Annotated in this window: 13 protein-coding genes and 3 pseudogenes; 6 read left to right on the top strand and 10 right to left on the bottom strand. The window is 40.2% G+C overall.

What is annotated here, in order from left to right; genetic code table 11:
• Positions 1-19: 19 nt before the first annotated feature.
• The 9 genes and pseudogenes from NXX38_RS14420 to NXX38_RS14380 all read right to left on the bottom strand — a co-directional run.
• Positions 20-1,591, bottom strand: coding sequence for a ClC family H(+)/Cl(-) exchange transporter (locus NXX38_RS14420; RefSeq protein ID WP_258979888.1), 1,572 nt, complete (start codon positions 1,589-1,591; stop codon positions 20-22).
• Between the two features lie 90 nt (positions 1,592-1,681).
• Positions 1,682-4,438, bottom strand: coding sequence for an outer membrane beta-barrel protein (locus NXX38_RS14415; protein WP_258979887.1), 2,757 nt, complete (start codon positions 4,436-4,438; stop codon positions 1,682-1,684).
• A 48-nt stretch (positions 4,439-4,486) separates the two neighbouring features.
• A complete protein-coding gene (locus tag NXX38_RS14410) occupies positions 4,487-5,047 on the bottom strand; it encodes a hypothetical protein (protein ID WP_234133325.1) in 561 nt (186 codons plus the stop codon).
• Positions 5,048-5,079: 32 nt separating this feature from the next.
• Positions 5,080-5,424, bottom strand: a complete 345-nt coding sequence (locus tag NXX38_RS14405) for a hypothetical protein (protein ID WP_148364586.1) — start codon at positions 5,422-5,424, stop codon at positions 5,080-5,082.
• Positions 5,425-5,428: 4 nt separating this feature from the next.
• Positions 5,429-5,968 carry an RNA polymerase sigma factor gene (locus tag NXX38_RS14400; RefSeq protein ID WP_217722969.1) on the bottom strand — a complete coding sequence of 180 codons (540 nt, stop codon included), beginning with the start codon at positions 5,966-5,968 and terminating at the stop codon, positions 5,429-5,431.
• A gap of 199 nt (positions 5,969-6,167) precedes the next feature.
• The gene (locus NXX38_RS14395) at positions 6,168-6,344 is read right to left on the bottom strand and encodes a DUF4250 domain-containing protein (RefSeq protein WP_004302174.1); all 177 of its coding nucleotides are present in this window, start codon (positions 6,342-6,344) and stop codon (positions 6,168-6,170) included.
• 61 nt (positions 6,345-6,405) lie between these two features.
• Positions 6,406-6,795, bottom strand: a pseudogene (locus tag NXX38_RS14390) (carboxypeptidase-like regulatory domain-containing protein); the annotation flags it as partial.
• Positions 6,784-6,894 (bottom strand): annotated as a pseudogene (locus NXX38_RS26910) (RNA polymerase sigma-70 factor); the annotation flags it as partial. The pseudogenes NXX38_RS26910 and NXX38_RS14390, both read right to left, overlap by 12 nt.
• A gap of 86 nt (positions 6,895-6,980) precedes the next feature.
• Positions 6,981-7,586 (bottom strand): annotated as a pseudogene (locus NXX38_RS14380) (carboxypeptidase-like regulatory domain-containing protein); the annotation flags it as partial.
• Between the two features lie 168 nt (positions 7,587-7,754).
• Here NXX38_RS14380 and NXX38_RS14375 point away from each other — a divergent pair.
• The 6 genes from NXX38_RS14375 to NXX38_RS14350 all read left to right on the top strand — a co-directional run bounded on the left by NXX38_RS14375 (position 7,755) and on the right by NXX38_RS14350 (position 13,241).
• Complete coding sequence (locus NXX38_RS14375; RefSeq protein WP_258979885.1) at positions 7,755-7,892, top strand: hypothetical protein; 138 nt, start codon at positions 7,755-7,757, stop codon at positions 7,890-7,892.
• A gap of 67 nt (positions 7,893-7,959) precedes the next feature.
• Positions 7,960-8,391, top strand: a complete 432-nt coding sequence (locus NXX38_RS14370) for a hypothetical protein (protein ID WP_122136839.1) — start codon at positions 7,960-7,962, stop codon at positions 8,389-8,391.
• Positions 8,392-8,540: 149 nt separating this feature from the next.
• Positions 8,541-9,176 (top strand): DedA family protein, encoded by a 636-nt coding sequence (locus NXX38_RS14365; protein WP_234133327.1) that lies wholly within the window; start codon positions 8,541-8,543, stop codon positions 9,174-9,176.
• A 78-nt stretch (positions 9,177-9,254) separates the two neighbouring features.
• A complete protein-coding gene (locus tag NXX38_RS14360) occupies positions 9,255-9,902 on the top strand; it encodes a DUF47 domain-containing protein (protein WP_004325331.1) in 648 nt (215 codons plus the stop codon).
• Positions 9,903-9,917: 15 nt separating this feature from the next.
• A complete protein-coding gene (locus tag NXX38_RS14355; RefSeq protein ID WP_004305685.1) occupies positions 9,918-10,934 on the top strand; it encodes an inorganic phosphate transporter in 1,017 nt (338 codons plus the stop codon).
• A gap of 51 nt (positions 10,935-10,985) precedes the next feature.
• Positions 10,986-13,241: a cation:proton antiporter gene (locus tag NXX38_RS14350; RefSeq protein WP_148364546.1), complete on the top strand. Its 2,256-nt coding sequence runs from the start codon at positions 10,986-10,988 to the stop codon at positions 13,239-13,241.
• 33 nt (positions 13,242-13,274) lie between these two features.
• On the opposite strand, the gene NXX38_RS14345 is transcribed toward NXX38_RS14350, so the two are convergent.
• Positions 13,275-13,427 (bottom strand): hypothetical protein, encoded by a 153-nt coding sequence (locus NXX38_RS14345; protein WP_233527283.1) that lies wholly within the window; start codon positions 13,425-13,427, stop codon positions 13,275-13,277.
• Positions 13,428-13,690: the final 263 nt, after the last annotated feature.

Genomic DNA, 13,690 nt, shown 5'->3' with positions numbered 1-13,690 from the left:
GAATCTAAAGATGAAATACTTAATAAATATTCGCCATACTTACTAAAGGTTCATACAATTTTTCTATATCCTGTGAGTCCATTTCTATTTGAACCTGATCGCCAGGCATTAATTTCTGCCCCTTGGGAGGCCAGTTCTTACGATCACGATGTATATTAATGATCATACAACGTTCTGGCAAACGAAGTTCGTCCACCATCTTTCCATCCAAATAGGAGCCACTCATTACTTCTACAGATAGTGTATAACGGGGTTCTTCCGTAAATGCCGGTGAATGAATCATATCGTCATACAAAATAACATTAAACGGCTTGATCTGAAGCATTTCCGTAAAGTAATAAGTTAATCCCCCTACAACAATGGAAGGATAAAAGACTTCCAAATGCCCTGTAATCTCGGTTATTAGTACAATAGCTGTCAAAGGGGTGCGGATTACTGCTACAAGGAATGCAGACATACAAATCAACATGATATAGCTGATATTCTCATAAGCAATAACACCTTGTTGAACCATAATCAATCCTACTATTTGTCCAAGAAGTCCTCCCGTCACCAGTGTCGGGATAAAACTTCCTCCCGGTAAACCCGAAGAAAAAGAAAAAGTGCTAAAAACAAAATGCAATAACATCATGCCAACAATCCAGAGGATATGTGTGTCCGGATGCATAGCTTGGGATAACAAGAACTGTTCGCCTCCTCCGGTCAGATTAAACTCGGCCATAGAAATTAGAAAAGCTATAAAAAGCAAATACAGCATCTTCACGTATTCCGGATGCTTAATGCCAGGGTAAATACGTTTCACCTGAAGAGTGGTGACAGAAAAGAACTTTCCAAAAACAGAAACGACTGCTGCCAACAAAAGAAACAATTTCACTTGTCCCCAGAAAGTCATTCCCGGTACAATAGCATCAATATGAAAATAAGGATTAATCGGGAAAATCCAACTGGCAACTCCACCTGCCACTACTCCTGCCAGAAGTGTGGTAATAGCTGTTTTAGGTGCATCGAACCGCTCGATAGATTCGATCACCAACAATGACGAAGCCAATGGGGCAGCAAAAGCTGCCGCTAACCCGGCACCGGCACCAGCGGACAATAACTGTTTCCGTTCACCGCTAAGCACCCTCCCCCATTTGGATACCAGATATCCTACATACGAACCTATTTGTACAGAGGGACCTTCACGCCCCAAAGACAATCCGGTACTTAATGCAAGTATTCCACCTACAAACTTTGCCACCAATTCCAGAAAAGGATGTTTATAATCAACCCTCCCATTGATAACTCCACGTGTTTGTGGAATACCCCCACCGGTAATAAGCGGCATTTTCTTTACCAACCAGGATACGAATACAAGTATTCCCCACATCAAAAGAAAAAGAGGTATGTACCAATACCATTTGGGACGAGAATCAAAGAAATCGTGACGGAGATTAAAGAAAAACTGTAATAGGTAATGATAAGGCACAGCTACAAGTCCTGTCAGTAATCCTACGAAGATACTGACAAAGTACAGTCGGGCATCAATCAACTTCAGTTTAAAAATACGCCAACGACCTTTATCTTTTATCTTTCTTATCAGTCGAAACATTCAGCCAGCCTTACATTGTTTTTATACGTAGGACATACAACAATCAAAACCCTGCTGTGGTTTTCGAACTAATGAAGATTTAATTTCTAATTATTTTCCCATCATATTCAAACGAAGTATAGCATGCACCATAAAATAAGAACCCAGTGCATTATAATCAGTGTCACGAATGGCAGTAGCGGTTATCGTGCGTATCATGGAAATGTCCTGATGAAGAATATCATATATTTTGAAGCGGATTAGTAACTGTTTCCTCTTCAAAAAGGCTTTTGACAGCTGGCAGTTCCACATGAAATTTGCTTTGGCATAACCCTCATAACCATATCCGGTACGGAGAAAATAAGTCAAGTCATTATATAACTCCATCCCCCAGGGAAGATAAAGCTGCAATTCGGTCCCTGCCTGATAATCAAAAGTTTCAGTACGCTTCTCCCGTACGTCATTATAAGAATTGTTATAAGTCAGGCCAACAAGCCCTGTAAGTTCCATTTGGCGGGTACGATAAGTAATCCGTAGACGTTCGCGTCCCGTTAAATGCTGTACGGAAGTTTTCACCGGTTCTTCTTTATTCAAGGTTGTATAGCCATTCTGATTCCGGTATTGCAGATAGGAGTAAGTACGAAATATCCAGTTACGATTCTTAAAAGGGGTATTGAGAGAAAAAGAACCCATGGCCCGCCAATTACCATTCATATTGACCGGAGACGTAGTTCGTACACCAGTTTCACTATCATAAGTCACCTGATTGGTTACATTGTTAATGGTATTCTCGAACAAAGCGGTAGCTACCATATTTCGCTGATGTCTGGTATTGTAAGAATTGAAATTCAGCGTAAAAGTATTCATATATGAAGGCTTCAACGAAGGGTTTCCGACACGGATATTCAAAGGGTTGGTACGGTCGGTCACAGGTTGGAGATCACGTATATTAGGCTGTTTCCCTTTTCCCCTATACACAATTTGCAAACGGGTGCGTTTTGAAAACTTATAGCGGAAATTGACAGTAGGCGAAAAATTCATGACCGTTCTTTCCAACTGATCTTCGGGAGCATCACTCAACAATGAATGGCTAACAGACTTTTGAGGTTCAAAATCAACACCAATATTATAATTGTACTTTTTTTGCGAGGTACGTATCGCAAGATTTACTAAATGATTACTATATTGATTCTCAAAACGGTTACTGGATTCTTCATCAAAGTCAGGAGCAAACTCTTCCAATTCCTTATCCCAGTCATAGACAAAGCGATCAGAATTGTTCACTCTATACTGATAACTGTAACGCAGTTGCAGGAAATGCCGCCACGGTAATGGCTCTACATACACCAACTGCACCCGGTAATTGAATCCGTCAACATCATCCTCTATTTTCTGATTCTGAATCTTCTTCGTATTATTTTTGAAGTACCGGGTAGTAGAAAGGTTCGTCCGCTCTGTAGCTGAAGCATTAGCACCATAGTCTACCTTCAAAGCAACATTTCTCCCCAGACGACTCAATTTCCGACTAAGCTGCAACATCAGTGCCAGATTATACCGGGAATTATGATTAGTGCCGGAGGACTCTCTCTCATTCAGCAACACATCATTCCCCCACCCTTCCTGAAAGCCATTATTCTCTCTATCATTGGCTGCGAAACGATATTGAGGACGGAAAATCAATGTAGTAACAGAATCCATTTTCCATTCAAGAGAAGCATTGGCTACCAGTTCGTGATTCTGTTGCCGGCTATGACTTGTGCCCAGATTGATTGATTTATCTTCCCGGAGAAAGTTGTCGACTGTGGTGCGGCTATCTTCCAAACGATCGGTGCCAACATATTGAATATTTGAACGTAATTTAACGCGCTTCCAGTCATAAGTTGCATTAAGCCCCAATGAGCGGGAGGTAGTCAGTCCCATCCGGCTACGGATATTGCCTGTTGAACTGGAAGATTCATTCTGTAATTCCGAGAATCCCTGGTTATTGGTATTATTCAGATTCCCGATAATGGTTAATTGAGAGTTTTCACGAAAACGGTTCAAGGTATTGGCTAATTCATAACGGTCTTTACTTCCATATCCTCCCATAAAATTCTCCATCCAGCCCCGTTTCATATTTTTTTTCACAGACAAGTCCAGAATCATCTCTTCCTCTCCGTCATCTATTCCCGTAAGACGTGCCAAATCTGATTGACGTTCATACGCTTTTAACTTCTCCACCATCTCCACAGGAAGATTTTTAAGAGCGGCTTTCGGATCATCAGAGAAAAACTCTTTACCGTCCACCAAAATCTTTTTTACTTCCTTGCCATGTATCAGCAACTTACCGTCTGCATCTATTTCACCTCCCGGAAGCTGTTTTACCAATTCTTCAAGCATTGAACCTTCGGGAGTACGATAGGCAGAAGCGTTGAATACCGTTGTATCCCCCTCTGTCACCGCCATTGGAGCCTGCCCCACTACCACTGCTTCATCCAAAGCATAACTTTCCGGAGTCAGATTTATATCCCCCAATTCATAAGAAGAACTTTTGCTGGAAATGGAAACGGGATGAAAAACCGGCTTATATCCGATATATGAAACCTGTAATAATAAAGACTTCGCTTTAGTTGCATGATTAGGAATGGAAACGGAAAGTTGAAATTTACCGATAGCATCCGTAGCGCCGCCGCCCAACAATGTACTATCCGGTAAAGCTAAAAGCCGGACCGTAGCAAACGGTACCGGCTGATAAGTTTCAGTATCAATCACACGACCGGAAAAACGTTCTTTGCCGGACTGAGCAAAAACAGTCAAACTAATCAGTAACAAGACATAACAAGTAATCAAACGGTACTGAAAAGAATAAATATGGCTGTCTATGTTCAAATTGTGTTGATTTAGTAAAATAAAACTATAATAAAATAAACCTAATCTTTATTTCTGGTCTGAACGCGGACTACGAGTTCTTTGTCCCTGGTGGTGTCCTTGTCCAGGTTTCTGTCCTTTTCTGCGGTCAAACTCTTTCTTAAACTTATTAGCATTCATCTTTTCCTGCTGATAAATCTTCAGAATCTGCTTCTGCGAAAGTATCTTACTGAATTCATTGTAATACTTTTCACGAACATCCAGCATTTTACGGCTTTGAGTAAACTGATTCCGCAACATGGTTGCAATCTGGTCGTCAGTCATGGACGACCGTTCCTGCTTAGCATTGGCATCCGTCCCTTGTTTTTTCGCTTTTTCGGTTCTCGGTCTGGACATCATACGACATTCGCGTAACTCTTTCAGATATTTCTCATAAACCGGAGTAAACTTGGTAGCAGTTGCATCATCCAGCATCAGTATTTTCACCATCTGGTTAGTCTGCATCTGCACCATTTGTTCCGGTGTAGGGCGTTGTTTCTTTTCTTTGTTATCTGTATTCTGTGCAGACAAAGTCATCTGGCTTCCCATCAATAGGACAGCCAAAATTACATAAATAAATTTAGTCTTCATAATCTTCACGTTTAAAATAATAATTGAGTTACTTAATTCAAAAATATATCATTTTCAGAGAAGTTGACGAGCTCCTCCAACTCCTCATCCGATAGTTCTTTAATCCATTTATCTACAGATTCTGTACCATTAGCTAATACTTTCGAAGAAGACGTTTTCGCCTCATCTGCCTGTCTCAAAGATGGAACAAACAGAAATCCGATCAATACTGCCGCCATGGTAATCACCGTAGAAATAATCAGCTTCATGTGAGATTTCCGCTGTTGCTTCACTCCGGCGCGTTCCATCACCTTTCGTTGCACGTCCTCGAAGAATCCATCGGGGGTACGGTAAGGTGTCCGTTTACCAATATCGTCAAAATCAAAATCCTTTTTCATCATTCTATCTGTTTAATATATATTCCTTAATCTTCTCTTTCGCATAGTGGTAATTCACCTTTAGTGTATCCACTTTACTATCCAGTACACGGGCAATCTCTTCATATTCAAGTTCATCGTAATAACGTAAGTTGAATACAAGCCGTTGCTTTTCAGGCAAACTTAGAATGGCTTCCTGAAACTTCACTGCCAACTCATTTTCATAATCAATATAATCGGAAGCCTTCAACTTGCCCATCAACTCTTCCTGAACATCTTCTGCAGAAACAACTCCCTCATCTTTACGACCGTTCAGCAAGCGTAAACTCTCATTCGTGGCAATCCGGTAAATCCAAGTTGACAGTGAACTTTCTTCGCGAAATTGATCGATATGCCGGAACACCCGGATAAAGACTTCCTGAAGCACATCCTCCGCATCTTCATGAGATACGACCAGTCTACGAATATAATTATATATCGGTACCTGAAAAGATTCCATCAGCATCTTGAATCCCCGTTCGCGATTCGAGGCACAAGCTTCACGAATTTTATTCTCGTTTATCATCAATTCTTTTTCTAAGCTTTATTAGTTAGAACGCAGAAGAGCGGGGAAGTTAAATACGGGAATCCGCATTTTGCTTTTATTAACAAGAAAGAGTAAGAGAGAAGCTGCGCATAAGATATAGAAAGTGCCTCCATATCCTTTGTAAAGGCGATGAAGGCACTTTTAGTAGTTTATCTATAAGTTATAAACAAGAAAATGATTACCAGAACTTATTGTGTTCCACACTATATTCAAAGCCCACGGCTTTCAACTGATTCACTAATTCATCCTTGTCCACATTCATATCTTCACAAAGTTCGTCAAGTGAAGAATAACAATCACGTAACTTCATATTGATGACGCTGAACAACATCATCGGATCTTTTGGTAATTCCATAACATACAATCTTTTAAACCGGATGCAAAGGTACAGCAATCTCATTGAATGACAAAACAAATCAATCACCTATTTCTTCTATCTTCAAAGAGATCTTTTCTATCAGTTTACTGATTTCCTCTTCCAATGGGATCACGTTGAAGTCCTTCCAGAAGTTCTCATCATATTTGAAATTGGTGTCAGAGAAGATGGTACGGGTGGGCAATCTGTCTGTACGGGGAAATACGACCACTTGTTCGGTATCCACCTTGCAAGTAATCATCTCAAACCAGATATGAAGATCCCGGCTGCCGAACAGCATTTTTGTCCGTTTCACTTTGAAATGAAGATCTCCACGGATATGGTGTATGTAATAAGTCCCTTGCCACGGTTTATAAGAAATTGTATATACCACCTTTTGAGGAATCATTCGCACGTTACGCGTACGCCTTTCGACAAACATACCTGCCGCATAACAGCAAAGAGGAAAATAGTAACGACGAAAAAGTTCCTCAAACGCTTTCATGTCACCTCCTTTTATCTTTTTTAGTATGAGCAGTTCATCCAGCATCTTTATGATTGACCTCAAATATAAGAAAACTATCCCTGTTTCAATTCGATTGCTTTTTTAATTTATCCACTGCGTGCTCTAAAGATATCACTCGCTTTCTGGCTAAGCAGGCGACGTCCCTTCACCACCCTTACTTTGTCATGATTAGTATTTCTATTAGTGTAGGCTGTTTTGGACACATCGATCACAGCCTCCGATATACCAATATACCGACGCCCTTTCTGTACAGTCTCCCGATAAAATCCCGTCAGCATATCACGCTTATCACTATAATTTAGAGGAATCTTACTGATTGCCTTCTCTACAATCATACGTGGATTTTCAGCAAACACCACCACTTCATTCAGCAGGTTGGCATGAGGTGTCAGCCAAACCGTCAACTTAGAGGGTGTTTCTTTCTCCAGAGAGATATGATTATTTACATAACCTATATGTGAAATCTCCAGTTCGCGCGACGCTTCTGTTTTTTTGATTTTCAAAGCAAATTCTCCTTCCGCATTCGTCACAGTGCCGATATTACTGCCATGCACAGATACATTTACGTTCTCCAGAGCTTTTTTATTTTGCTTGTCTTTCACCATACCAACGATTGTTAGATAATCTCCGGCATCTCCTTGCGCCCACACAGGAAAGCTACAAAGCAGCAAACAAACTGACAGCCATCCAACCAAGTGTTTTTCTACATTCTTCATACTGATGCTTTTTAAAGGTAAATAAATTACGTTTCTATTTATAAGAGCGCTCAGACTGGAAATACCCTACAGCTTTTACAAAAAAAAAAAAAAAGAAATCATATTCCAATGTTATATCCGGGAATTAATAGTAAATTTCCCGGCAAATTAATGATAAAAGCAATCGCCATGATACGCAAATTAGACAAGACCGAATACGACCGGGCTACCTCATTAGCATTGGAGGTATATATACAATGTGGAGCGGAAGACTCCGATGAAATTTACGATAAGCAACTTCAAAGAATAATTCCCGGTAATCACTGATATAATTGTTAATTATGCTTGTGAATATGTATTTCATATAAAAATAGTTTCTACCTTTGCGGCGGTTATGATGAAGTACATATTTTGTATACTATTAGGCGTATTTCTGTGTTGGGGATTCCATCTGATTTCCGACGAAGCACAAGAGGCATACCGGTTAGAAGCCGGTAGTAACGGCATACAAACCTATTCCAATTCATATACCTCTAAAGCTAGCATTATACAACTGGATCAAGAACAGAAACTAGTCAAGACAAAAGAATACGCCGGAAAGCAAAATTACAATAACGATAACGGCGTTTTAAATCCATTTTCCTTCCGCCACCTCTCTCCCTTAAAAATACTAAGATTCAATATTCCTTCTGTCACTATCCGCATACTAAGCTCGCTAAAGATTCAACTTCCTCAAAATCAATGGACAGGTTTTTCATATTATACCAATCTTTTTAAATATTCCGATAGATATCATATCTATTCATTAGGACACATACTCATTTAGCCATTTTATATCTTTTTTCGGCATAGGACAATTCAAGTCTTTTATGCCCCACTTTCTGTTTGCATCCACCATTTGAGTGAAAAGAAAATTCACTATGGTCTGGAAGCCTATAACATTCTTTCATTACAATAATAACCAAAGTATATAAAATGGACTTTTTATTGGATTTTATACTTCATATCGATCAATATATGGTGATGATTGTGCGTGATTATCATGCCTGGACATACGCCATCTTGTTTTTTATCATCTTCTGTGAAACCGGATTAGTGGTCACTCCTTTTCTTCCCGGTGATTCTTTACTCTTCGTTGCAGGAGCCATTTCAGCATTACCCGATATGCCCATCAGCGTGCATATACTTGTCATTATCTTATTTGCCGCTGCCGTATTAGGCGATTCCTGCAATTACATGATAGGACATTTCTTCGGTCGAAAGCTGTTTAATAATCCCAACTCCAGGATATTCAAACAAAGTTATCTGGAGAAAACACACGAGTTCTATAAAAAGTATGGTGGGAAAACAATTATTCTAGCCAGATTTGTCCCGATAGTACGCACGTTTGCACCTTTCGTAGCAGGAATGGGAAAGATGAATTACTACTATTTTATGATGTATAATTTAGTTGGTGGTGCGCTCTGGGTTGCCGTATTCTGTTATGCTGGTTATTTCTTCGGCGACCTTCCGTTTGTGCAGGAAAATCTGAAGTTACTGATTGTAGTCATCATATTTATCTCTGTATTGCCTGCCATTATAGAGGTAGTACGTGCCAAACTAAAATCTTAAAAACAGCAAACTATAATCTGTATTCATTTGTTACTAATATAAATAGAGAAGAAAAAACAATTTAAAGTTTTTACACTTATGAAAAATTCTTTTTTTAGTCGGTTTACTCCAAAGGAGCCCAAATTTTTCCCTTTACTGAAACAGCTATCAGAAGTGCTCTGCGAAGCATCAGTTGTTTTAATAGAAAGCTTGCAACATGACTCACCTACAGAACGTTCGGACTACTACAAAAAAATCAAAGACCTGGAACGGGAAGGCGACAGACTGACGCACCTGATTTTTGATGAATTAGGTACTACCTTTATCACTCCTTTCGACCGCGAAGATATTCATGACTTAGCTTCCTGCATGGATGACGTCATTGACGGAATAAACAGTTGTGCCAAACGAATCTCTATTTACAATCCCCGTCCTATTTCAGAGAATGGCAAAGAGTTGAGCCGTTTGATTCAGGAGGAAGCGATCTATATATGCAAAGCCATGGACGAACTCGAAACATTCCGCAAGAAACCGACTCTTCTCCGTGAATACTGCTCCAAACTGCATGAAATCGAAAACCAGGCGGATGATGTATACGAATTCTTTATCACCAAACTTTTCGAAGAGGAAAAAGATTGCATTGAACTTATCAAAATAAAGGAGATCATGCATGAACTGGAAAAAACGACCGATGCCGCAGAGCATGTAGGCAAGATTCTCAAAAACCTGATTGTAAAGTACGCATAAAGCAAGCCGGAACACATGGAATTATTAGTGACTATCATCATTCTGGCTCTGATATTCGATTATATCAACGGCTTTCACGATGCAGCAAACTCAATAGCTACCATCGTATCTACCAGGGTGCTTACTCCCTTTCAAGCTGTAATATGGGCTGCTTTCTTCAACTTCGTAGCCTTTTTCATTGCCAAATATATAATAGGTGGATTCGGTATCGCCAATACAGTATCCAAGACTGTGGTAGAGCAATATATCACCCTGCCCATTATATTAGCAGGAGTTATAGCGGCTATCACTTGGAACCTGGTTACCTGGTGGAAAGGGATTCCGTCTTCTTCCTCACACACCCTTATCGGAGGTTTTGCAGGAGCTGCCATTATGGCAAACGGATTTGAAGCAATTCAGCTTAACATCATTCTTAAAATTGCAGCCTTTATCTTTCTGGCTCCTTTTATCGGAATGGTCATTGCTTTCGGTTTCACCCTGTTTGTCCTCTACATCTGCCGACGCGCACATCCCCACACAGCCGAGCAATGGTTCAAGAGGTTACAACTCGTATCCTCCGCCCTCTTCAGCGTCGGACATGGCTTGAACGATTCACAGAAAGTAATGGGTATTATTGCCGCTGCCATGATAGCCGGCCATTCAATGGGATTGGGCATGGGCATCAACAGTATCAATGACCTTCCCGACTGGGTTGCTTTTTCGTGCTTCACAGCAATTTCACTCGGTACGATGTCCGGTGGCTGGAAGATAGTGAAAACAATGGGAACAAAAATTACCAAAGTAACCCCACTGGAAGGAGTGATTGCCGAAACAGCAGGTGCTTTCACTCTCTACATTACGGAAATGTTGAAAATCCCCGTTAGTACCACACATACTATCACAGGAGCAATTATTGGAGTAGGTGCAACTAAACGCCTCTCTGCCGTTCGTTGGGGAGTAACCAAAAGCCTCATGACTGCCTGGATTCTTACAATTCCAGTCAGTGGACTCTTAGCTGCAGCTATTTATTATATTGTTTCCATCTTTTTATAGATGGAAACATATTATCTATCAGGAATGTTATAATAAATAAACCCACACCTAATGTCACACTTGCCAACTTTGATTGCCGACCTTGCGCTGATATTAATATCGGCCAGTATCATAACCTTGTTGTTCAAATGGCTAAAACAGCCTTTAGTCTTAGGTTACATTATTGCCGGATTGCTGGCAGGTCCTTATATTAATATTTTCCCTACAGTGGGAGATATTGAGAATATCAATATATGGGCAGAAATAGGTGTTATATTCCTGCTCTTTGCACTCGGACTGGAGTTTAGCTTTAAGAAGCTCATGAATGTAGGTTCCACAGCTTTTATTACGGCTATCACCGAAGTAATCAGCATGTTACTCATTGGGTATTTGGTGGGACAATTATTAGGATGGGGCACCATGAATTCCATTTTCCTGGGAGGAATGTTGTCTATGTCATCCACTACAATCATTATCAAAGCCTTCAATGATCTGGAATTGCGTAACCAACGTTTTACCGGTATCGTATTCGGTACTCTGGTAGTGGAAGACCTGATTGCTATCTTAATGATGGTGCTTCTTTCCACAATGGCAGTGAGTCAGGACTTTGTAGGTGAAGATTTGCTGATAAGTGTGCTCAAGGTCGTTTTCTTTTTAATCCTGTGGTTTCTCATAGGTATCTTCGTTATTCCGGCTTTTCTCAAAAAAGCAAAGAAGTTGATGAATAACGAGACTCTTCTGATTGTTTCTCTCGGTCTTTGTCTGGGAATGGTAGTATTGGCTACTTATACAGGGTTTTCAACAGCACTGGGAGCATTTATCATGGGATCTATCCTTGCCGAAACTATCGAGGCCGAACACATCGAACATATCATACAACCGGTAAAAGACCTCTTCGGAGCTATCTTTTTCGTTTCGGTCGGTATGCTGGTGAATCCGGCTGTATTGGTAGAATACGCCTGGCCTGTCATCATCATTACACTGGTTACCATTATCGGCAAAGCCATTTTCTCTTCGTTTGGCGTACTCTTATCCGGAGAACCACTGAATACTTCCATCAAATCCGGATTCAGCCTGGCACAAATCGGAGAGTTTGCTTTCATCATTGCCGGACTGGGTGTTTCGCTCAAAGTGCTTGATCCGTTTATTTCACCTATCATTGTGGCTGTATCTGTTATCACCACTTTCACGACTCCTTACTTTATCCGTTTAGCCAATCCTTTTGCCGAATGGCTTTACAAAATATTGCCTACTAAAGTACAGGAGACATTAGATCGTTATGCTTCCGGCAAGAAGACCATGAACCACGATAGTGACTGGAAGAAATTACTAAAAAACATGATTGGGAGAGTTGTTATCTATAGCGTACTGCTCACTGCTATTTGGCTGCTGTCGATACAAATCATTTATCCCGCCATCAGCGAAATGTTTGCTCCTGTCACTGTATGGATCAACCTGGTGATGTGTCTGGGTACTCTTCTACTTATGACTCCTTTTTTATGGGCGCTCATCTCCAACAAATACAACTCTTCGGAATTATTCCTGAAGCTATGGAGAGACGAGAATTACAATCACGGACGCCTGGTTTCCCTGGTTCTGGGACGTGTATCTGTTGCTCTTTTCTTTATCACTAGTGTAGTCATCAGCTACTTTAAACTAAACTGGGGAATAAGTGTGATTATTGCCATAGCCGTGGTAGCATTGATTCTTATTCTTAGGGAAGACCTCACGCAATATTCACGATTGGAAACAAGATTCCTTGCCAATCTTAACCGACGGGAAGAGGTAGCTAAAAAACGGCACCCGCTAAAAACAAGTTTCAATAGCGAATTCAATGATAAAGACCTTGATTTGACATCTATCCTCGTATCGCCTTATTCCGATTACATCGGCAAGTCTTTAGGAGAACTTTCATTCAGGCAAAATTTTGGAGTAAATGTCGTCGCAATCACTCGTGGCGATCTGAACATATATATACCGAAAAGCTCTGAACACATCTATCCGCAGGATAAATTGACAGTAGTTGGTACAGATACGCAATTACAGGAATTCAGAAATAGAATAGAAGATGTAAAAAATACATCAGATATGGATGCAGTGGATAAAAAGATAACTCTCCACTCTTTCACGGTAGACGAAGAATTCCGCTTTTTAAATCAGACCATCGCGCAGTCTCATTTAGGAGAGAAGCATGACAGTATTGTTGTAGCTATTGAACGAAATGACGAACTGATTCCCCTGGATAAAGACACAACTTTCCAATTAGGAGATCTCGTTTGGATTGTGGGCAACCGGGAAAAGATTAGAAAAATACTGTACTTAACGTAATTGGTATCTAAGCCAGAATGGAATACATCTGCTTTACTTATCTAACATTCTATTTACAAAGTGAGGACGTGTGAATGGCTTACTTGGTCCTACAGTTGATTTAGCACTGCGCGTTTGTGATTTATTCTGCAAATCAAATACGGCAAACTCCTCATAAGACATTTGTTTACCCAAACTTCTTTCCATTATTTTATCATATATCGCTTTACGGGAAGGAGCATCAAAAAATAAGCTACATTTTCATTACCTGAAAATTTATTCGACAAATTGTCCCCAAAAAGACGTACGGACTTTTTTTTTGAACTTTCCGATATAGAATAATAGTCATTCAAAAATAAAAAGGAAACGGTCATTTTAACAGATTATTCAGTTTTATCCTTACCTTTGTATGTAATACTGGGGTATTATACCCAAACAACAATAAGAAAACGATGCAGATACATAATAAG

Source organism: Bacteroides sp. BFG-637, assembly GCF_024793605.1.
GTDB classification, from domain to species: Bacteria; Bacteroidota; Bacteroidia; order Bacteroidales; family Bacteroidaceae; genus Bacteroides; species Bacteroides vicugnae.
This window is presented reverse-complemented; position numbering and strand designations above follow the sequence as displayed.